This window comes from Paracoccus aminophilus JCM 7686 (assembly GCF_000444995.1).
Taxonomy (GTDB): domain Bacteria; phylum Pseudomonadota; class Alphaproteobacteria; order Rhodobacterales; family Rhodobacteraceae; genus Paracoccus; species Paracoccus aminophilus.
Genome location: NC_022050.1, coordinates 47,003 through 67,238, shown reverse-complemented (window position 1 = coordinate 67,238; position 20,236 = coordinate 47,003). Strand labels below are relative to the sequence as shown.

The 20,236-nt window shown below is 60.8% G+C and carries 16 protein-coding genes; 12 read left to right on the top strand and 4 right to left on the bottom strand.

Going from position 1 to position 20,236, the window contains the following annotated elements:
* Positions 1-4 precede the first annotated feature (4 nt).
* Positions 5-724, bottom strand: a complete 720-nt coding sequence (locus tag JCM7686_RS22580) for a nucleotide-binding protein (RefSeq protein WP_020952610.1) — start codon at positions 722-724, stop codon at positions 5-7.
* 437 nt (positions 725-1,161) lie between these two features.
* Here JCM7686_RS22580 and mobC point away from each other — a divergent pair, with 437 nt between their 5' ends.
* The 12 genes from mobC to JCM7686_RS22510 all read left to right on the top strand — a co-directional run bounded on the left by mobC (position 1,162) and on the right by JCM7686_RS22510 (position 17,671).
* Entirely contained in the window at positions 1,162-1,749 is a 588-nt protein-coding gene (mobC, locus tag JCM7686_RS22570; RefSeq protein WP_020952609.1) for a plasmid mobilization relaxosome protein MobC, read from the top strand.
* 91 nt (positions 1,750-1,840) lie between these two features.
* Positions 1,841-4,108 carry a relaxase/mobilization nuclease domain-containing protein gene (locus tag JCM7686_RS22565; protein WP_236635926.1) on the top strand — a complete coding sequence of 756 codons (2,268 nt, stop codon included), beginning with the start codon at positions 1,841-1,843 and terminating at the stop codon, positions 4,106-4,108.
* Positions 4,101-6,050 carry a type IV secretory system conjugative DNA transfer family protein gene (locus JCM7686_RS22560; protein WP_020952607.1) on the top strand — a complete coding sequence of 650 codons (1,950 nt, stop codon included), beginning with the start codon at positions 4,101-4,103 and terminating at the stop codon, positions 6,048-6,050. The genes JCM7686_RS22565 and JCM7686_RS22560 overlap by 8 nt, the downstream gene beginning before the upstream one ends.
* Positions 6,051-6,535: 485 nt before the next feature.
* A complete protein-coding gene (locus tag JCM7686_RS22555) occupies positions 6,536-7,633 on the top strand; it encodes an AAA family ATPase (RefSeq protein WP_041528450.1) in 1,098 nt (365 codons plus the stop codon).
* Between the two features lie 24 nt (positions 7,634-7,657).
* The gene (locus tag JCM7686_RS24220; RefSeq protein WP_020952605.1) at positions 7,658-9,877 is read left to right on the top strand and encodes a S8 family peptidase; all 2,220 of its coding nucleotides are present in this window, start codon (positions 7,658-7,660) and stop codon (positions 9,875-9,877) included.
* 265 nt (positions 9,878-10,142) lie between these two features.
* Positions 10,143-11,483 (top strand): hypothetical protein, encoded by a 1,341-nt coding sequence (locus JCM7686_RS22540; RefSeq protein ID WP_020952604.1) that lies wholly within the window; start codon positions 10,143-10,145, stop codon positions 11,481-11,483.
* Positions 11,480-13,135 (top strand): DUF6119 family protein, encoded by a 1,656-nt coding sequence (locus tag JCM7686_RS22535; protein WP_020952603.1) that lies wholly within the window; start codon positions 11,480-11,482, stop codon positions 13,133-13,135. Before JCM7686_RS22540 ends, JCM7686_RS22535 begins: the two co-directional genes overlap by 4 nt.
* A 521-nt stretch (positions 13,136-13,656) precedes the next feature.
* Positions 13,657-13,989 carry an EF-hand domain-containing protein gene (locus tag JCM7686_RS22530; protein WP_020952601.1) on the top strand — a complete coding sequence of 111 codons (333 nt, stop codon included), beginning with the start codon at positions 13,657-13,659 and terminating at the stop codon, positions 13,987-13,989.
* Between the two features lie 67 nt (positions 13,990-14,056).
* Complete coding sequence (locus JCM7686_RS22525; RefSeq protein WP_041528415.1) at positions 14,057-14,548, top strand: cytochrome b; 492 nt, start codon at positions 14,057-14,059, stop codon at positions 14,546-14,548.
* A 28-nt stretch (positions 14,549-14,576) separates the two neighbouring features.
* Entirely contained in the window at positions 14,577-15,794 is a 1,218-nt protein-coding gene (locus JCM7686_RS22520; protein WP_020952599.1) for an HlyD family efflux transporter periplasmic adaptor subunit, read from the top strand.
* On the top strand, positions 15,791-16,963 hold the full coding sequence (locus JCM7686_RS22515) for an FtsX-like permease family protein (protein WP_020952598.1): 1,173 nt from the start codon (positions 15,791-15,793) through the stop codon (positions 16,961-16,963). The genes JCM7686_RS22520 and JCM7686_RS22515 overlap by 4 nt, the downstream gene beginning before the upstream one ends.
* Positions 16,964-16,975: 12 nt before the next feature.
* The gene (locus JCM7686_RS22510) at positions 16,976-17,671 is read left to right on the top strand and encodes an ATP-binding cassette domain-containing protein (protein WP_020952597.1); all 696 of its coding nucleotides are present in this window, start codon (positions 16,976-16,978) and stop codon (positions 17,669-17,671) included.
* Positions 17,672-18,075: 404 nt separating this feature from the next.
* Here the strand turns inward: JCM7686_RS22510 and JCM7686_RS22505 are convergent, their stop codons facing one another.
* From JCM7686_RS22505 to JCM7686_RS22495, 3 genes are read right to left on the bottom strand one after another with little or no spacing between them, the layout of a single operon-like run.
* Positions 18,076-18,576: a GIY-YIG nuclease family protein gene (locus JCM7686_RS22505; RefSeq protein ID WP_020952596.1), complete on the bottom strand. Its 501-nt coding sequence runs from the start codon at positions 18,574-18,576 to the stop codon at positions 18,076-18,078.
* Between the two features lie 35 nt (positions 18,577-18,611).
* A complete protein-coding gene (locus JCM7686_RS22500; protein ID WP_020952595.1) occupies positions 18,612-19,550 on the bottom strand; it encodes a hypothetical protein in 939 nt (312 codons plus the stop codon).
* Positions 19,543-20,229 carry a TauD/TfdA family dioxygenase gene (locus JCM7686_RS22495; RefSeq protein WP_020952594.1) on the bottom strand — a complete coding sequence of 229 codons (687 nt, stop codon included), beginning with the start codon at positions 20,227-20,229 and terminating at the stop codon, positions 19,543-19,545. The genes JCM7686_RS22500 and JCM7686_RS22495 overlap by 8 nt, the downstream gene beginning before the upstream one ends.
* Positions 20,230-20,236 lie beyond the last annotated feature (7 nt).

Sequence of the window (20,236 nt, the reverse complement as noted above, 5' to 3'; positions counted from 1 at the left end):
ACTCTCAGCCGCTGATGATGGTGTTCAAGATGTCGGTGGCTTCTTCCAGCGCCTCGACGAGCGGGCGGGCATGGGGCTTCATCAGCGGGTTGGGATCATTCTTCCGCGCAAGAGCGATGGCATGAAGCAGACCAAGCCGATCCATCTCCTTGAAGGCGTTTCGGTGCATCATCACGGTCTCGATGACCGGGAAGCAGTTGACCGCCTGTGCGATCAGTTCCGCATCGGCCTTGGTCGGTTTCGCGGGCACCATGTTCAGAACCACATGATGCCGGGGCAGGGCGCTCGGGTCGTCCACACGGGTCCGCAGATGGGCAAACCAGTCTGCTGTCTGGATGCCGACCTTGAAGTCGGTCGTGGAGAGCATCACCGGGGTCACGATGTGATCGGCCAGCACAGCGACGCTGTCCGACCAGTCCGCTCCGACACCAGCGGTGTCGATGAAGATCAGATCCGCCAGATCCTCGGCATAGACCCGGTCGATCTCCTGCTCGATGGCGGCAATGCTGAGCGCCCTGGTGCGAGACAGCAGGGGTGAACTGTACCCGGCACCCTCGGCCCGTTCATACCAGGCACCGAGTGCATCGGTCCCGTCGGTGTCCATGAGGGTGACCCGGCGACCGGCGGCGATAGCGGCGCTGATCAGGGCGCGGCTCAGCGTGGTTTTGCCCGACCCGCCTTTGCGGGCCATCGCGGCGATTACGCGCAAGGAGTCATTTGGCATGGCACACCTGCAATAATGGTTATTCGTAAACATAAGAGCTTTCTTGTCGTAGGGCGCTGACCGGGATGCGTCAAGCGGGACGCAAGGCGCAGATCGCAGGAAGCGGCACGCATTGTGCGGCTTCCAGAGGACGTGGCGCAGGCAACGTGATGCAGATCCCATTCCCCTTCCGGCACTTCCCACTCCGCAGGATGCAGGACGCAAAGAGCGCGATGCAGGTGCCAGAAGACATGCTCCAGAGCGCAGATAACGGGAGGCATTTCGCATGGGACGGGATGCAAATCGCAAGGCGCGTGATGCATTCCGCAGACAACGGGAAACCGCCCCTTTGGGCCGGTTTTTCATAATGAGTACAAGCCCGTAGGCCCGACTCCGCTTGTGCTGGGAGTCGGCGGGCTTGTACGATCTTGGCAAGAAATAGGAGCGTTAACTTCAAAATGTCCCCGGCCCGCCGACTGACCGAAGAGGAGCGTCTGAGGATCGCCAAAGAGCGGTCTGAAGGCGTGCCCGCGGCTGATCTGGCACAGCAGTTCGGGGTCAGCCTGAAGGCCGTCTACAATGCGGTGAACCATGCTCACGGACGGCGCGCCTCGAACGGCAGTCGGCCTCAGGTGGTAGGATTGAGGCTCAGCGCGGCCGAGCTGCGCCGGTTTGATGCGGCGCTCTCGGCACGTGGCATCGGGCATCGTTCTGATGCTCTGCGCTGCATGATACTGGCCGCCAGCGACCTGCTCGCGCCCGATGTGCACATGACGGAGGAACTGCGCGGCCTTGGCGCGGCGATGAACCGGGTCGGCAACAACATCAACCAGATCGCCCGCCGTCTGAACGAGGGGCGTGTCCGTGGCGAGCAGGCGGTCCTGACTGGGTCGGAGAAGGCCGAGATCCGGGCTCTGGCCGGGCTGGTCTTCACCATCGCGGATCAGGTCCAGGAGATGAGCCGCAACCGGCGGGCGTCCCTCAAGCTGGAGGTGGACAAGGCGCTCGCGCCCCTGATCCGGGAGGCACGCGATGGCGCGGGCTGATGCCGTGAGGGCGGTCAATCCGGCGCTTTTTGACCGGGGCTGGAGCAAGGTTTCTGGCTCGGCCTCCGGGGGCTTGGGCAAGCGGGCACAGATGGTGCGCGCGGCGCGCGGCCATTCGCCGGCAATCTTCAAGGCGATCCGGCAAGGCGGCTGCCACACCGGGGCGCAGCTGCGCGCCCAACTGTCCTACCTGACCACCAAGTCGAGCTTCATCCTCGACTCGCGCGGCACGCATGACGGCAAAAAGCTGCTCTCGCCGGGTGAGATCGAGCGCGTGGCGCGGCGCTTCGAGAACCAGTGGAACGAGCATCATGCGCCGAAGCTGGGCCATACCGCACATCTCCTGATGGCCTTCCCTATCGGCACACGTTCCTCCGAGGCGCAGGAGATTACCCGCGAGATCTGCGAGCGCTTCTTCGAAGGGGACGGCGCGCAGTTCGATTACATCGCGGCGATCCACGAAGATCGCGCTCATCCGCATGCCCATATCGTGCTGAATCGCCGCAGCAAGGATGGCGAGATGTTCTTCCTCGGGAAGGATCATCACTTCAACTACGACGCATTCCGCGAAGCCATGGTCGAGGCGGCCGAGCGCCACGGGCTGCGCCTTGAAGCCACGCGGCGGCTGGACCGGGGCGTGCTCACCCGCGCCGCCAGCGATGTTGAGATCCGCAAAGCCATGGAAGAGGGCAGGGCGCCGGTCGAGCGCCAGCGCACCGGGGCCGACTTTGACCACGCCATTGCCGAGGTGGCGCGCAATGCCGCGATCTATCGGGGCCTCGCCGCCGAGGCCTCGCGTTCGAACTTCCACGATGTTGCGGAAGCCCTGTCCCGGGCCGGGGATGTGCTTGCCCGGGGTGATCGTATCCAGTCAGACGGAGTGTTGTATATGAGTGATGACGTTCATGATTTTGACCAACTGATCGATCGGTTCTCGCAGAACATCCGCCAGATCGAAGGGCTGATCGAACGCGCTCCTGCGTCCGAGCGCCCGGTGATCGAGCGCAAATTGACCGATGTGCTGCGCGAGGTCTCGCATCTGCAGCCCTTTGGCGACCGCTCCGACACATTGCATGAGCCGGCATCCCCGGACGGGATCTATGCTGCGCCGAACCTGGTTGAGGCCCACCGGGATCAGCTTGAAGCTCCGGGCCTCAAAGCCCGCATCACGGAAGCGGTGCAGGGGACCGGAATCGATAGCGATGCCGTTCTGGCCCGGATGCGCGAGGGTGCGGGCAATGCGGCGCTGGAGCAGCAATGGCTTGCGCAGGATCTGCGGGCCATCGCGAAGGAGGAGCAGCTTGATCTGCGCGACACCGTTCAGCGCGATCAGGCGATGGACCGTCTTGAGGCCGTGCATGGCAAGCTGGGGGATGTGCTGACCGAGGCCCGCGTCCTGCGGGCCGTGGAGGATGTGGAGAGGGAGGGGCCGGAAAGGGAAGAGGGGGCGCGGCAGTCGGAGGCCTCCGCTCACCGCGTTTCGGCTGACAACGAAACCCTGCGCAGCGAGCCGGACATCTACAGTCCGACGGAACGGGAGGAGTTCCGTGCCTTGATCAAACAGTTCCAGCGGACGGATTTCAGCTACCCCTATTCCGATGACCCGCGGGCGCGGCGTGATGGCGAGAAGCAGGTGGCCGAGGCGAAAGAGGCCTTCGACCGCTTTGCCGAGCGCTCGCCCCAGCATGCCGAAATTGCCACCATGGCCTGGGAAAAGGCCACCGATGTCATTCAGCCTCCAGCGAACGGCATTCGGGCCGCACATCGTACCCTCCATGCCGGCGATATGGATCTCGCGCAGCGTGATCCGTCGATCCGGCTCGGTCCGATCACCGAAGAAGTTCGCGAGATGGCGCGCCTCCGGGCCGAGACCCCACAAGAGCAAATCCGCGATGCCGTCAGCCTGGAAATCAACCAGCTCCATGCCGCAGGCGCGTCCCGCGACCGTATCATCGAGAGGCTGGCCGAGGTTGAGGACGACACCCGTCAAGCTTATGCGGAACGCCGCAATCTGGATGCGACAGCGCCCCAACTGGCCTCCGCCTTGCGACAGGCGGTCGATGGCAAGGTGGATCTGGCCTCGGATGCGGCGCGCCAGCGCTTTGTCGAGCAGGTCAATGACCGCCTGACCCCAGCCGAAATCGATGATCTGCACCGCGGCGATGCGAAGGTGCTGGACCGGATCACCCCCAATGCGCTCGAGCAGCTGCAGCTGGCGCGGGCATATCTCGAGGCCAGAGAAGTTCATGCCAATGATCCGGCAATGGACCGGGTGCTCGAGCGGATCGTGGAAGAGCGCCACGGCGAGGATCTGAGGCATTCCCTCTCCCATGGCGAGAAGGGGATCACCCATGGATAAGGGCCGCATGCTGTTAGGCGCGGTGGTTCTGACCCTGCTCGGGCTTGCCATCGGCTATGTGCTGGCGACGATCTATTTTGCCGTCCAATATGGGCACTCGACGAGTAGCTTTGATCTCACTCTGCTGGCGCGGAACTGGCTGGGGCTGAGAACCTCGGCCCCGCAGGATTTCCTCTGGGTGAATGGCATCATCCTTGGGACGGGTCTCGCGGCCCTCCTCCTTACCGCGACCATGCTCGGCGATGCGCTGACCCGTTTCGGCACCACGCATTGGCAGAGCCGGGCGGAGATGAAGCGCAACGGCTTTTTCGCCGGGACGGGGGCAGGGTTCCTGCTCGGCAAGATGGGTTCTCCAAAATCGAAGAAGCCCTTCATCGTCTCGCGCACCTTCCCACATGCCCTGGTCGTGGCCCCGACAGGACGGGGCAAAGGTGTCGGCTTCGTGATCCCGAACCTGCTGACCTATCGTGGCTCGGCCGTGGTCCTCGACGTCAAGGGCGAGAATTTCCGCGAGACTTCGCGGTTCAGGGCTTCCACTGGCGACAAGGTGTTTCGCTTCGCGCCCACCGACTGGGAGCGACCGACGCATCGCTACAACCCGCTGGCCCGGATCGCGGCACTGAAGAACCCCAACCGCCAGCAGATGGAGCTGAAGCTGACTGCCAAGCTCTTCCTGCAGACCGACAACGAAAAGCTCAGCGGTCTGCTTGCCGGCGGGATTGATCTCTTCGTAGCGGCCGGGCTTCTGGCCTTTGAGCGTGGCAACCCGACCATCGGCGAGATTTATCGCATCACTGCCTCGGGCGGGAACAAGCAGCTGGAGTTCCTGAAGCGCGCGGAGGAGGTGAAGAACCCTTCCGCCAAGTTGATTTTCGAGCGCATGGCCTCGACCAACAACGACACGCTGACCTCCTACCTCTCGCTGCTGATGACGTCCGGCCTCGATACCTGGGACAACCGGGCGATCGACGCAGCAACGGCAACTTCGGATTTTTCGTTCCGAGACATCCGCCGGCAGCCGCATGCGATTTATCTGGTGGTGGAATCTGAGATGGTTGGGCCGCTGGCACCATTGATCCGGCTGTTCTTCTCGGATCTGATCGCCTCGCTGCAGGCCGCTGAACCCGGAAAGGATGAGCCCTGGCCGGTGATGATCATGCTTGATGAGTTTGATCGGCTCGGAAAGATGCCGATCGTGGCCGAGAGCATCAAGACGCTGCGGTCCTATGGCGGCAACCTTGCCATCGTCACCCAGACCATCCCTGCACTGGACGAGATCTATGGCGAGAACACCCGTCGATCGCTGCAAGGCGGGGCAGGGGTGAAACTCTATCTGACACCTTCGGACCAGAAGACCATTGAAGAGCTGAGTCAGGCTGTCGGCAAGACGACCAAGCGTGTGGTCACGCGATCACGTTCTGTAGGGCGAAATCCCTTTGAAGGCCGTAGCGTCACCGAGCGCACCGAGGAAACACCGCTCCTCAACGAGGACGAGGCGCGGCGGCTGGATCTGGACGAGGTAATCCTCGTGGTTGATGCCCAGATGCCGATCCGGGCGCGGCGCATCAAATACTATGAGGATCCGGCCCTGAAGGTGATCCATGCCGGGCAGAAGGGGGATCTTCCTAATCCGGACGCCGAAAAGCGGCAATACGATTCACGGCTGCATGAGGCCGAGGCGGCGGTTGCGAAACTGGCGCAGCAGTTGCAGGCGGTACAGCAGGGAGCGGCGCGAGGGCAGGGACCAGATACTCCGCCCGACCCGAAGCCGGTGTTGCGAGCACCAGCCCGGCGTGGAACGCTGGCTCTCGCGCCAGAGCCGATCAGTTTGGACCTTTCCGCGCTTGGGCAGACTGAGGAAAGCCGCCTTGCGGTTCAGAAAGCTGTCGTCACGACCGCCGAGATCATCGCTGGACATGGAGGCCTGGGAGCCACTGGCTAAACCCGAGCGGGTTCAGTGCATGCCTTCTTTGACCGGGGCCGAGGCGTCAGCAGTTTCGGCCCTTTGCGGACGGTCGCACAGACAAGATGCTGCTTTGCAGCGTTCCTCATAGCTGCCGTTAGTCGTGCTCCGCAGCACGCAACCGGCAGCCTGCGAGACCACTCTACCGTCGCATGGCACCTGCACACACCCAGGAGGGCGGTCGCTCTGCCCTGCGGTGCGCCACCCGCGGAAGGGGCTTAAACGCGGCACGGTATGCCGCGAGGCCTGTGGCTCGCAGTTTGCCTCTACCCCACCTCTCGTTGGCATTCCGGCGCAGCGCCTGATGGAGTGAGCGCGGCTCACTCAGCTCATCACCTAAGCCATTAGGCGAAGGCTTCGGCAACACCAGGCATGCAGGCGGAAGATTTCTTGATGGTAATCAAAAAAATCTTCCACTATACAGTTCAAATATATCTATGAAGTGCGAGGCAATGATGAGCAAAATGGAAGAATCTGAAAAAATTTCAGAAGATTTCATCCACCTGGCGCGGATTGCCTTGTCTGATCGCCAGCAAGATGTGCACGCGTTCCTCCATCGCATTGCTAAGCGGACTGAAGATCCAAGCCTGGCGAGCGCGCTTGTGGAGCTGTTACGCAAGCGTCCGACCCGCTCATCGACCCTGCGCCGCTCTCCGACAGTCGCCCTGCCGGTAGATACGGATAGCCGGTTCCAGTTGTTGCGGCAGGAGGAGCGCCCAGTACTCCCGCATGAGCCCATCTATGCTGACGCCGTACAGGACATGTTAAGGCGCCTGGTCGAGGAGCGCATGCGCCTAGAGGCGCTGACTCATGCCGGACTAGAGCCAACACGCACAGTCCTGTTCACTGGCCCGCCTGGGGTTGGCAAAACGATGGCGGCGCGATGGATTGCTCGCGAACTGGATAGGCCGCTTCTTATTCTAGATCTGTCAGCTGTGATGAGCAGCTATCTGGGGCGGACGGGGACGAATTTGCGTTACGTTCTCGACTATGCAAAGTCGATCGACTGCGTGCTTCTGGTTGACGAGCTAGACGCCATTGCCAAGCGCCGGGATGATGCGGCTGAAATCGGTGAATTGAAACGGCTCGTAACAGTATTGCTGCAACAACTGGATGACTGGCCGTCGTCGGGCCTGCTCTTGGCGGCAACAAACCATGCCGAACTCCTTGACCCCGCAGTGTGGCGACGCTTCGAGGAACAAGTCGCGTTTGGCCTGCCCGATCGCGAGGCGGTGCGTGCTTTCGTGAACAGCCTTCTAGAGCTTGTTGAGCCCAATGCTAGGGAATGGTCGGACGTTCTATCGCTCGCCTTGTCAGGGCAATCTTTCAGTGACATCGAGCGGAAAGTGAATAGTGCAAGGCGCTCGGCCGCACTCAATGGAACATCGATCAGCGATCACTTGGCCACCCTTTTGTCGGTCAATGATCGCCCTAAGAATGAGCGCATCGAACTAGCGGTGCAACTTGCCGAGTCCGGTATTGCATCGCAGAGGCGTGCGCACGAACTGACAGGTGTGGCACGCGAGACGATCCGCGACCGTCTGCGTTCAAAAGGTTTTTAGGGAACGATTCGGAGTGAGGGAATGATGAAACAGAACTTTCTTCTGGGTCGCGGTGAGCGCCTGACTTCGGATGTAACGGTCAGGGGCGGAGGCGGACCTAAGGCCGCGCCCTACACGTTCGAAGAAGCGAGGCGCCGCTTGGTGCCGATGCTTGATCAAGCGGTCGTCGACCTTGATCGACTGCCGGCAGATGCCTATCCAAACGATCAAGCAATCGTCTCGCTAACCCTCAACCCCGAGTACATTGCCAAATCCTACTTTCCGACAGACCTATTACGCGACGTGGGGATCGAAGTTGTCGGTAGCCGCCCTCGAAGAGTGAAGCCCGAGAAGCGCTCCCGTGACCGCGAGCCCGTCGATGCGATGACAACGGAATTGTTCGCGCGTGGCTCCCGAGCCGCACTGCGACATTGGAGCGAGGGCTTATCGCATTGGGCGTCCAACCGCCGGGGTGCGGATGACCTAGGAGCCATAGAAGTCATTGCGGCACCATCGCCGAGCGACAAGATCAAGGGTAGCATGCCGAGTAAAGGTGTCCTTCCCATGGAAGTTGTGCTTCACGCGGACGGCATGGAGGGAGAGGCAGACATATTGTCTGCTTTCCAGCGGTTCTTGCGCGCCCGTGACGTTCCGATCGAGCTTGGACGACGCTTTTACGCCAAGGGCCTTTGCTTCTTAGAGCTTGATGCCCCCGCTGAACGAGCCGAAGAAGTTGCGACTTTTTCAACTGTGCGTGCGCTGCGCAGGATGCCAGAGCTCCGCGTCCTTCGTCCGATGATCCGATCCCCCGGCCTGCCGGCGGCACGCCCAGTCTTACCCGTCGATGCTCCGATTTCGAACGACGTGCGCGTTGCAATCTTTGACGGTGGAGTGCCCGCAGGTCATCCGATCACGCAGTGGGTTACGCCTTACGAGCTGCACGGAATGCGTCCAGCAAGTGCCGAGTTCCACGAGCACGGCGTAGCGGTTAGCTCAGCGGCCCTGTTCGGCACCCTGGATCCACGGCGCCCAGCACCTCGTCCTTTTGCGCCGATCGACCACTACCGGGTCCTTGACGACAATCCGGCCCAGAACCTTCATGAACTTTACGAAGTGCTTGAGCGAATAGAAGGTGTTCTGTCTAGCCAGACCTACGATTTCATCAACCTGAGTATCGGTCCGAGCCTTCCGATTGAGGATGACGACGTGCACGCTTGGACAGCCGTCCTTGATGATCGCTTGTCCAACACATCGACATTGGCTGCAGTTGCTGTCGGAAATGATGGAGACGGAGACGCGATACTCGGCCTAGACCGTGTCCAAGTTCCAGCAGACTGCGTGAACGCCCTGGCCGTGGGAGCGTGTAACACCCCCGATAAAGATTGGCAGCGTGCCCCTTACAGTTCAAAGGGGCCAGGGCGCAGTCCCGGCCTAATAAAACCTGACCTCGTCGGGTTTGGCGGTTCAATAGAACGACCGTTCCTCGTGTTAAGTCCTGAGATGAATCCCGCAGTTGTCGGCACAGGTGGGACATCATTCGCCACGCCAAGTATTATACGCATGGCAAGCGGAGTTCGGGCACATTTTGGCAAGAACCTAAATCATCTCGCGATACGTGCGCTACTCGTCCATACCGCCGAGCGCCGAGATCACGATATGCGCGAAGTCGGCTGGGGTCGAGCAGCGCAAGAAATCGATGACATTGTATTGTGCGCCGATGATGAGGTCCGCATCGTTTATCAAGGGGAGATATCCCCGGCAAAGTATATCCGCGCTGCAATCCCAGTTCCCGCAGGAGAAATCGCAGGCATGGTTTCTCTCTCCGCAACGGTTGTCTATAAATCTCAGACTGACCCTCACCATCCAGGAAACTATACCCGAGCAGGACTCGAAGTTACGTTCCGCCCGCATGATGAGCGCTTCAGCCGGGACGGCCAGGTCCATCCCGACTCGAAATCTTTCTTTGGCTCCTCCCCAAGCGGGGCCGGTGAAGACGAGCTGCGCCGTGATGCGATGAAATGGGAAAACTGCCTGTACGCGACGAAACGAATGCGGGGCAACTCGCTGCTGAACCCTGTCTTCGATATTCACTATAACTCGAGAATCGAAGGACGAAACTTTTCCAGCGCCCCTAATTTGCCATATGCGCTTGTTGTGAGTGTACAGGCAAAGGGTATCTCTGACCTATACGATCAAGTTGTGCGAAAATACGCTACTCAACTCGAACCACTGCGACCAATACTCGACGTGCCGCTGCGCACATAACTTATGATCCCCAGTGAAGCCAAGGCAACTACCTTAGGCTAGCGAAATGAAGCATGTGACGGACATGCTCTGGTTGATTTTGTCGGAGGATATTGGATAATTCGAGCGCATATCGAGAAGAGATAAAGATCAAAATACATTGCGGACGCACCATGAAGGTCAAACTTACATCCGAAGTATTCTGTTATTTTTCAGGCCAGCCACGCGCCCGGATGCGTTGGACTTTTCGCCCTGATACCCCCTCCACGAAGAAGGGCGTAGAGTAATGGTGGCGGCTGGTGGCTACATTTTGCAGGTACCCACGCAAAGGAGAAAGCTGCTTCTCGACGAAGCCGAGCACGGCGGTTCCTTCTATTCGCCAAAACCCTTTGTTTCGGAACCTGTTTCCCGCTTCGACCACAGCCGAAGAGCGCCGCTTTGCGTCTTCGCGTCCTTCGAGGATGGCTTCATCACCCATATCGCCGGCGGCCGAAAGGGACAGTCAGCGGGCACAGGCCTTGACCGACTGAATCTCGAAGAGCTCCAACCGCTGAAGCGGCCCGTGAGCTTCGATGAGATCCTTGCTGGTATCGGCACACGCGTTGCCCGGCACGTTAAGCATCGCTTGGAAACAGGCGGCCTTCTCCCACCGAAATCCCTCGGCGCATTTGTTGATCGTATTACGCAACTCGATGAGACCGTCAGCCCGCGCCTTGCGCGCTATTCCGAGCGTCGCGCCCAAGCGCTGCGGCGGCTCGAGCCCCGTGCCCGCGAAAACCTCGCCTACCAGAAGGAAACGCTCGGCCTCGCACTTGAGATTGCTGGTATATCGCGAGATGATCTCTTGGCGTGGACCCCAAGGGACGCTTCACAGCAATCCTTCCTGGATGGACTGCCGGGGGCACAGGTTCGGGAAGATGCCATGCTTTTGTCCGACTTCTCTACGGTGCCGGGCTTTGAAGCTATGGGTGAGACCACCCACTACGGCTCGAAGGTGTTCGCGAGCGATGAAGATTCGTCAAAACGTTTGACGGTGATCATGGCTAACCGTCTACCCCTCGAACAACAGACGGGCGCCGACCTGATCTACTTCAACGAAGCTTACCGTAGCTTCGTAATGGTCCAGTACAAGGCGATGGAGAAGCGCGAAGACGAGGTGGAATTTCGTTGGCAAGCGAAGGATCAGTTCTGCGACGAAGTTGAGCGGATGGAGACCCTTCTGGAGGAGATCAGGAAGGTCCCAAGTGGCAAGCACCCTGACGGGTTCCGCTTTTCGGATAACCCATTTTTCCTGAAATTCTGTCCGCGCGTTGTCTTCAACCCGGACGACAAAGGGCTCTTCAAGGGTATCTATCTGCCTCTCGATTTATGGAAGCGGGCAGATGTCGCTGGTCTGTTCACGGGGCCGCGCGGGGGCAAGGTTCTGACCTTCAAGAACGTCGGTCGTCGAATCAACAATTCGGAGTTTGTCGGGCTCGTGGCCGGATCGTGGGTAGGCACTTCGATTGAGCAATCCGCTGTACTCAGCGAGATTGTCCGGCAGGTGCTGGAAACCGGGAAGACAGTCACGATCGCCATCAAGCACACCCCACCTCCCCATGTGACCGAAATGGAGGCCGCTAAATGAGCAATATCCAGAAGCTTTCGATTCGCCTCTTGAGAGATGGTCTCGCCCCCGCTGACGCAGTTCGCGACGGTGTTGATCTCGCATCGTGGGACAAGCTGGAAGGCGCTCTCATTTCATTGGCAACGCTTGGCGGCGGCGCGCCAAAATGGGCGCGCTTCCTCGAACTGTCGGAAGACGACAAGAAGAAAGTCTTCAACCATACAGCCTTCGGGCTCGTGTTCGTCCCAGCGTCAGGGCGATGGTTCGCCGTGTCTTTTGGCATGGGTCACGTCAAGCTCGATCCTGCGGCGTTCGAGCAGGATTTTGGGCTGCGCGTCGTCCTCAATGCTGTTGACCCGAAGCAATTGAAAAGCGCGGACGTTCGGACACCCGATGAGAATACTTTGTCCCGCCGCACGCAGACCAGCCGGGGCTCCGATCAGACTGCCTTCGCCATCGACATCGAGCGCGACCTCGTCCGCGGGTTGGCAGGGACACCCAAAGATGACGCGTTCGGTTCCTATGTGGCAGGGACCGACGGCCTAACGCTCAACCGAAAGCTTGAGATTGCGAAACTCGCCCAGGCCTGTGCGGACACGTATGCAATCTACCAGAAGACCAGCTACAAAGCCGACTTCGGCTGGATCGACCAGATTCGACACATCCGTGAGCAAGAATTGATCGACAAGCTGGACGCCAAGCTGGTCGGAGCTTTGGCGAAGGCGGTTGACGAAGGCGAGACAGACGGTATTCACCTCGCATTTCCGGTCATTTACGACCCTGAGAAGTCAAGCCTCATCCGCTACAAGGGTTTTCGAAGCTGGCAGCTCTATGCCGACCTCGACTTGCCCGGTTACCTGGACGCATTGAAGGAGCGCGAGAAAGCCGGTTACTCGGACGAGGACCTCCGCAATCACACTGTCCACGAAGTCGATGATGATGGTCACGACTGTGGTGGGAAGTGGAAGTTACGGGAATGCATAGTGTTCGAAACAGAATTCGATGGCCTGACCTACGTTTTCTCTGGAGGCCGCTGGTATCAGATTGACCAGGACCTAGCTAAAGCTGTGCAAGAGTTTTTCGACACGACAAGCAAGGTCGATATGCCTGCCGCTGAGGCTGACGAGACAGAAGAGACCTACAACAAGCGCGTCGCGGGCCTTGATGCGGACATGGTCTGCCTAGATCGTCGGCTTATCAAGCCGACAGGTGCTGCAAGTAAGATTGAAGCCTGCGACTTTCTAGGCCGTGGGCGTCAACTGATCCATGTTAAGGACAAGACGTCCTCCTCTCGACTCAGTCACCTTTTCAGTCAAGGAACCGTCTCCGCGCGTGTCCTTGCCACCGACCCGCCGTCACGCGACAGCGTTCGAAACGAAGTGATCGCGGTCCAGGCTGAAACCGGACAGACCGGTTACGAGGAGATCATCCCAAATTCCGGGACTGACTTCACCCGTGGTGATTTCACCGTCGTCTACAGCGTCATTGTTGCATCGGATAAGCCGAAACTTCCCTTCTTCAGCTTGGTGTCGTTCCGACAGGCAGCGCGCGAATTGCATGCTCTCGGCTACAAATGGGCTTTCGCATGGATCGAGAAGCCAAAGTCTGGCGCGAAGGCGAAAGCTAAACGATCCGCGAAGGGCGCTGGAGATGGTGCGGAGGTCATTGAATGAGCGAAAGACTTAACTACTACCCCGCCGCGGGAGGCAAGCAACCTCAGACAATCAGACGCAGCCCATGCGCAACTATTTTCAATGATTTTCATTCAAATGACAGCTTTCCAGCGCACTGTTGTCATTCGTGATACGCGCGGCGAACGTCCACCATTCACCGCGTGATAGGCAAAGGCGAGCAACCTGTGCTGCGGAGTGCATGAGTGACCACTATCCCAAGTTCGCCGCGGGCGCCAAGCTGCACTGCCGTCAGTCTGCTCTCCGCCCTTCTGAACGATTGGACTGCCACGTTATCGGGTCTCTATGGCATGGGTCTGATCCGGGAGTGAGGCGGCATTGGGCAGCGGGGGTAGATCGTGATCGAACAGCATCCGGATGAGGGGCGTGCGATCGATGCATTCATGAAGTTGGCTTGCACAAAGCAGCGACGTGCCTATGACGATGCTTCGGATCGGAGATGAAGGCCTTTAGGTGGTCTCGGATCTGTGACTTTCTGCGCCTTCTGTCATGGGGCGATGACCATGGGCCAGATGGGCATGGGCAACATGGCCGACAACCCGGTCTATCAGTCGTTTGACACGGATGGCGACGGCAAGGTGTCCACAGCGGAGATGGACACAGGTCTTGCCGCGCTGCTGGCTGAGCATGATGCCGACGGCAACGGCGCGCTGTCGCAGGATGAATTCTCGGGCCTTTTCGCGCGAATGACACGCGGCATGGCAGACCGCCCGTTTCGGATGCTGGACGCCGATCAGAATGGCGAAATCAGCGCCGAGGAAATGGCGTTCCCTGCGCAGATGATGGCCCGGATGCGTCTGATGCACGTCAATGACGCAGCCACTGACTCTGAATAAGGCTTGGGGAAAAAGGGCCGGACGCGGCATGCCGCGCCCGGCTGCTTCGCAAATAAACGGACAGACCATGAAACAGACAACCGGATACTCCGCCACTCAAATCGGCCTGCATTGGATTGTGGCCGTGCTTGTGGCGGGGCAATACATGTTCAAGGACGGAATTTCGTCCGCGTGGGATGCCTATTCCGAGGGACAGGAAATTGCCTTTTCGCCACTCGTTTTTGCCCATGTCGCGGGGGGTATGCTGATCTTGGCCTTCGTGCTTTGGCGCCTCGTGTTGCGGTTGACCCGTGGCGTGCCGCCCGCGCCGGAAAATGAGCCTGCCCCCCTCAAGACGCTGAGCCATGTCGCACATTGGGGCTTTTACGTGCTGCTTGCTGCCATGGCGGTCACCGGTGCGATGGCATGGTTTGGCGACATCGCGGCTGGCGCCGAGGCCCATAATGTGGTGAAGATCGCACTTCTTGCGCTGATCGTGCTGCACGTTCTTGCCGTGCTGTTCCACCGCATTGTTCTCAAAAATAATCTGATGCTGCGGATGATCCGCCCGGCTGATTGACGGCGCCGAATAGTGAAGGAAACCGGGCATGCCCCTGACTGATGACACCACCCTGCCCATTGATCTGGAACGTCCCGATGCCCCCCCGCCGCGTCGCCAGGTGTTTCACAAAAGATATTTGCTGGTTCTGCTGATCCCGGTGCTGATGTTCTCGGGCGGGGTACTCGGCATGTATTTCCAGCCGCCCGCATTGCAGCGTTTCTACGAAATGTCGGGCCTGCAACCGGGTGGCGGTTCCAACAGCCCGATCGCATTGCCGCCCGAAATCGTGCTCCCCGTGCAGCTGGCCGAGACGCTGTTGCCCTCCGATGTGGTGGGACTGGCGCGGATCATGCCGCGCGGGGACGTGGCCGTGGTTGCAGCACCTTATGGGGCGGGGGATGCGCGGGTGGCCGAGATTCTGGTCGCAATCGGTGACACGGTGGCGCGGGGGGATCCGCTGGCACGGTTGGACAATGCCCAGGCGCTGGAGGGGGCCGTGCTTCAGGCCGAAGCGAACCTTGCCGTGCGGCAGGCGACGCTGATGCAGACCCGGAGTTCCATCGAGGCCAGCCGTGCCGAAGCGCAGGCGACGCTTGACCAGACCCGCGCCGGTGCGGCTGAAGCGGCTGCAAGTCTTGAGCGGACACAGGCACTGAGCGAACGCGGGGTCGCCACAACGGCCACGCTCGATACTGCGCAATCGCGCGCGAGTGAGGCGGCGCAGGCCGTCGCCCGGGCCGAGGCGACGCTGGCACGCTTTGCCTCACTTGCGGTTGACGATCAGCCCGATGTTGTTGTCGCCGCCCGCAATGTTGCCGCCGCTGAAGCCGAACTGGAACGTGCCCGCATGGACCTTGGCCGGGCCGAGGTGCGCGCCCCCATCGACGGCACGATCCTGAATATCCACGCCACCCCCGGCCAGCGTCCGCCTGCCGAGGGGATCATGGAGATGGGCGACACCGGCCAGATGATGGCCGAAGTGGAAATCTGGCAGGACCGCATCGCCTCGGTGGCCCTTGGCCAGCCGGTCGAGATTGTCGCCGATGCGCTTGGGCGGTCCTTGCGTGGAACGGTGGACAGCATCGGCCTGACCGTTGGACGGCAGGGGCTGATCTCGGACGATGCCGCCGCAAATTCGGATGCGCGCGTCATCCGGGTGCTGGTCGTGCTGGAACCCGAGTCGTCCATCATCGCCGCACGATACACAAACCTCGAAGCCGTCGCCCGCATCGACACAGGCGCGCGGGCGCGGGTCGCGCCATGAGCCGCCTTTTGCAATGGGTCTTCGGGCGACTTCCCATCGGCTGGCTGCAACTGACCCACAAGCGCGGACGCTTTGCCGCTGCGCTGGCAGGTGTGGCTTTCGCCAATGTGCTGGTGTTCGTGCAGCTTGGGCTGATGAACTCGATGGCGACGGCGACGCTCAAACCCTATGGGTTTTTTCAGGCAGATGTCATGATCTCGGCCGGCAATGCGAATGCTCTGGCCGAGGGAAACAATGTCGCGCGTCAATGGATGTTGCAAGCTTTGGCCGACCCGGATGTGACCGAAGGGATGGGCCTGTTCGTGGGGAATGTGCCCTGGGACCGGGGCGGCAACGAGATTGTCTTCACCACATTCGGGATCGACCCGGCCCGACCCGCCTTTCTTGCGCCGACCATGTCGGACGGCCTGCATCTGTTGCAGGTGCAGGGCGTGGCTATCCTTGACCGGCTGGCACGCGGCCTGCCTGCGGATGAGGCCGCCGCGATCCGCCCGCAAACGCCGCTGCGGTTTGAAACCCTCGGGCGCACGCTGACCGCCCTGTCCACTTTTGCAGGTGGCGGCGGCTTTGGCGGCGACGGATTCATGCTGGTGTCGGATCAGACCTTTTTGTCGCTGTTCCCTTCGCGAACCTCCGCCGCGCCCGACCACATCCTGCTGCGCCTGCGCCTCGGCGCAGATGTCACCGCAACCGTGGCGCGGTTGCGCGGCGTGATCTCGGACAAGACCCTGCGTGTACGCAGCTATGCCGATGCCGCCCAAGAGGATCTGCGCTATCAGCAGACCCAGCGCCCGACCGGCGTGATCTTCGGCTTTGGTGTGTTGATCGGTGTGCTGGTGGGGCTGGTGATCGTCTATCAGGTGCTGTCGGCAGACGTGGCAGACCACATGCGCGAATACGCGACCTTCAAGGCAATGGGCTATGGCCCGCGCTTCTTTCTGGGCATCGTGCTGGAGGAAGCGCTGGTGCTGGGCCTGTTGGGCTTTCTTCCAGGGCTTGCGATCGGCACCGCGATCCTGACGCTGATGGCCAAGGTCACGACGTTGCCCTTGCTGATGACGCCGGGCATGGCTGTGACCGTTTTCGTGGGAACGGTCGTCTTTTCGGCGCTGTCGGGGGTGATTGCAACCCGGCGGCTTGCCGCGGCTGATCCCGCCGACCTGTTCTGAAAGGTGAAGACAATGACAGATGCGCCCATCGTTGCGGTAAAGGAACTCAACCACTGGTTCGGAACGGGTGACGCCCGCAAACAGGCCATGCTCGACATCACCCTCAGCCTGCCGCGCGGAAGTTTCACGGTGCTGATGGGCCCGTCGGGTTCGGGCAAGACCACGCTACTGACGCTGGTCGGGTGCCTGCGGGCCGTGCAGGACGGCTCCGTGCGGTTGCTTGGCCGCGAATTGCTGGGCGCAGGCGCGGACGAACTTACGCGGCAGCGTCAGCAACTCGGCTTCATCTTTCAGGCTCATAACCTACATGAAAGCCTGACCGCCGCGCAAAATGTCGTCATGGGGGCACAGGTGCGCCCCGGCGTGCCGGATGACATCGCACAAAAGGCAGCGGCGCGCGCGCTTGGTCTGGTCGGGCTGTCCGACCGGATGGATTACTTGCCCGCGAACCTGTCCGGCGGCCAGAAGCAGCGGGTGGCCGTGGCGCGTGCGCTGGTCGGAAACCCGGCGCTTGTGCTGGCAGATGAACCGACCGCTGCGTTGGACAAGGACAGCGCCGCCGATGTGGTGGACCTCCTAAAGCGGTTAGGCGCGGCGCGCGGCACAACAACACTGCTTGTGACCCACGATCCCAGGATCCTCGACCGCGCGGACCGGATCCTGACTCTGGAGGATGGGCGCATCGTGTCAGATTCCGGAAAGCAATGAGTGCTGGTAAGTTCTTTTGCACAGGTCCTGTGAGCAATTCATTTGGTGAATCCAGCGTGGTAGCTGTGGTACATTCGCAGACCGACACCCCCGGCCCAAGACCAGAAACCGGCCAGCCTGCAATGAAGCGCTCATCCTGGGCGACGGTGGCACAGAGGTGTTCTCTCACCATGCTGCACAGTGATCTGCCCGTGCCTTCGCGTCGTCGAACGATCATCCAAAGTGCTCTCAAGGGCCTGCGCCCAAGCAGCCTGATTGTCGAACTGATCGGCAGTCGGTGCGAACCAGTTTGGCCTCCGGAACTTGGTTGGTAATCGACCAAAACCCACCATCACTTGCCCACTACTTGATAACTATTATCAAGATCGCTAAGTTCGTCCTGATACAGGAGGAGCCAGTCAATCCTATGGCCCGTCGCGGTCATCCGGGGACAGTTCCGAGAAGTCGGTGAGCGTGTCGCACTGGATGCAGTAGTGCATCTGAGAGGCCTCCTGAAAATGCATTCCGCCCAGGCATCCGCAGAAGGGACAGCATTCGTCGATTTCGAGGTCAGCCCATTCCCACACACCGAGATATTCAGGAATGGCGTCGCGATCGTAGCCGGTGATCTCGAAGGCATCGGCGTTCTTTGCGACGAAACCGCGCTGTCCGACCTCCATCAGGAAAGGCAGGACATCGGCCGGCTCGATGTAGAACCACTCGCCGCGGCCGCGCCGGGATGCGAGGCGTCGATGCAGATCGCGCTCGGTCTCGAAATCGTCGGCCGATGTGATCCAGCCGAGTAGTTTGAGTTCGAGCGGATTGCCGGTCTGCAGGTCGCTCTTCCGCCGGCCAATGTCCTTGGCGACGCCGACCTTGATCGGCGAGCACCCGTTGTCATCCTCGCCTAAGAAGTAAACCGGCATAGGCCTTGCCCCGTTGCGCCTGTCCCCATTTGCGATCAGTCATTACCGTAGTCCGGCTCGTACTCCATTTCACGCTCTTGTTGGTCCTCGTGGATGTAGCTCAGCCCAGAGGCGTCGATTTCGTCGCTTCCCATCAGCGTCAAATCGCATGTCGGGCAGCGAAACTCTTCACCCACGAACTCGCGGTCGACGACTTCCCAGATCGCATGCTCATCGCGCTCCTCGCTGATGTCTTCGCCGGTTTGCTCGCCGGTCATGAAGGCTCGGCATTTGCAGGCCGGGCAGCTCTCCGACCAGATCTCGTCGTAGCGGCCCTTGAAGATTCCCATCTGGTGCTGCGGTTCGCGCAATTCTGCTTCGGCTGTCAGGCGCTCGCGCTCTGCCCTCTTCAACGCCTCGAATTGCTCGCGGGCGGCCTCGACGCGCAGCTTGACGGCCGCCGCGAGGGCCTTGGCGGCCTCATCGAGAAGCTGGCGGGGCGCTTTTGCATCGGCCGCGCCGAGCCATTGCTCCAGGGATGAACCCATCTCGTGCAAGATCGTGTCGCTCGCATGCCAATAGCGTGCCTCCCAAGCGTCGAGTCGCATCGTCCGGAACGGAAGATCGGCCGAGTGCAGCTCGGCGTTTCGACGCTCCGCGATGTCCTGGCAGAATTTCTGGACCGTCTTGTCGAAGCGCGGGACGAGATGGGCCAGGCGCTCGAACAAGGTCTTGGCGGTGATCGTCTTTACGTCTGTGGTGACGTTGATGCCGGCGGCGACGAACATCGACTGCCAGTGCATCGGATCGACCACGAGGCTCGGATGCTTGCGGGCGAGCGCGGCCTTGCCGAGCAGCTCAAGCGCAAGAGAGGCCCAGAGCTGATACTCGTCGAGATCGCCGGCGCTCTTCCGTGCCAGCGCGCGGCCGATGTAGACCTTCGATTTCGCGTGGAGCGCGTCGCCGTTTATGGCGATGAAGACGTCGTCAGGCATCGATGAGAATCCTTGCGAGGCGTCGGCCGGACCCTGGGCCCGACGGACTGCGCCCGTGAAGGACGCGCCAGTTGTCGATGATAAGGATGTCGCCCTGGCGCCAGTGATGGGCTTGGGGCGACGCGGCGGCGATCCGGTCCTCGATGAGCGCCAGGGCCATACGGCCGCGCTGGTCAACGGCTTCAAGGCAGCCGGGATCGTATCGCAGGAAGGCTCCTCCCGGCGCGAGGATCGTCGAGTAGAAGGAACGCCGACCGCTACGAACGAGCACCGGCGTGCCTTCGAGAAGGTCAAGCTCTTCCGACGAAAAGCCAAGCGTTCGCCAGTCGAGCAGCATCGTCGCCGCTGCTGGCGATCCTGGGTCGATACACCCGAGGAGAAGGTAGCGGCATGGTCTGGTGCGATGGCTGAGTTCTGTGTGGAACGGCAAGGCGTCTAGGCCGTAGCGGACGCTCAAGGATCGCGGATGCGCATTGTCGGCACCGTGAGGCTCGATGACTTCTTCGAGCGCGCCGGCGCGGCCTGCAACGCGAGTGCCGAGGCGATCACCGAACTTGCCCAGATCCTTCACTGTGGCGTCTGAGTCCATGCCTTCGCTGCAATGAAGAAACCAGCCGCGCTCTGCCAGCGGGCCGAGGGGCTGTCCCGTATCAGAGACGGCAATTTTGTGCGCAGCCATCTCGCTG

Bases quoted from the DNA above. Each gene is read 5' to 3' on its own strand.
- JCM7686_RS22535 (WP_020952603.1), top strand. From the start codon at position 11,480: ATGAGCAATATCCAGAAGCTTTCGATTCGCCTCTTGAGAGATGGTCTC.
- JCM7686_RS22510 (WP_020952597.1), top strand. From the start codon at position 16,976: ATGACAGATGCGCCCATCGTTGCGGTAAAGGAACTCAACCACTGGTTC.
- JCM7686_RS22540 (WP_020952604.1), top strand. From the start codon at position 10,143: ATGGTGGCGGCTGGTGGCTACATTTTGCAGGTACCCACGCAAAGGAGA.
- JCM7686_RS22505 (WP_020952596.1), bottom strand. From the start codon at position 18,576: ATGCCGGTTTACTTCTTAGGCGAGGATGACAACGGGTGCTCGCCGATC.
- JCM7686_RS22525 (WP_041528415.1), top strand. From the start codon at position 14,057: ATGAAACAGACAACCGGATACTCCGCCACTCAAATCGGCCTGCATTGG.
- JCM7686_RS22555 (WP_041528450.1), top strand. From the start codon at position 6,536: ATGGAAGAATCTGAAAAAATTTCAGAAGATTTCATCCACCTGGCGCGG.
- JCM7686_RS22560 (WP_020952607.1), top strand. From the start codon at position 4,101: ATGGATAAGGGCCGCATGCTGTTAGGCGCGGTGGTTCTGACCCTGCTC.
- JCM7686_RS22515 (WP_020952598.1), top strand. From the start codon at position 15,791: ATGAGCCGCCTTTTGCAATGGGTCTTCGGGCGACTTCCCATCGGCTGG.
- JCM7686_RS22520 (WP_020952599.1), top strand. From the start codon at position 14,577: ATGCCCCTGACTGATGACACCACCCTGCCCATTGATCTGGAACGTCCC.
- mobC (WP_020952609.1), top strand. From the start codon at position 1,162: ATGTCCCCGGCCCGCCGACTGACCGAAGAGGAGCGTCTGAGGATCGCC.
- JCM7686_RS22530 (WP_020952601.1), top strand. From the start codon at position 13,657: ATGGGCCAGATGGGCATGGGCAACATGGCCGACAACCCGGTCTATCAG.
- JCM7686_RS22565 (WP_236635926.1), top strand. From the start codon at position 1,841: ATGGTGCGCGCGGCGCGCGGCCATTCGCCGGCAATCTTCAAGGCGATC.
- JCM7686_RS22495 (WP_020952594.1), bottom strand. From the start codon at position 20,229: ATGGCTGCGCACAAAATTGCCGTCTCTGATACGGGACAGCCCCTCGGC.
- JCM7686_RS24220 (WP_020952605.1), top strand. From the start codon at position 7,658: ATGAAACAGAACTTTCTTCTGGGTCGCGGTGAGCGCCTGACTTCGGAT.
- JCM7686_RS22500 (WP_020952595.1), bottom strand. From the start codon at position 19,550: ATGCCTGACGACGTCTTCATCGCCATAAACGGCGACGCGCTCCACGCG.
- JCM7686_RS22580 (WP_020952610.1), bottom strand. From the start codon at position 724: ATGCCAAATGACTCCTTGCGCGTAATCGCCGCGATGGCCCGCAAAGGC.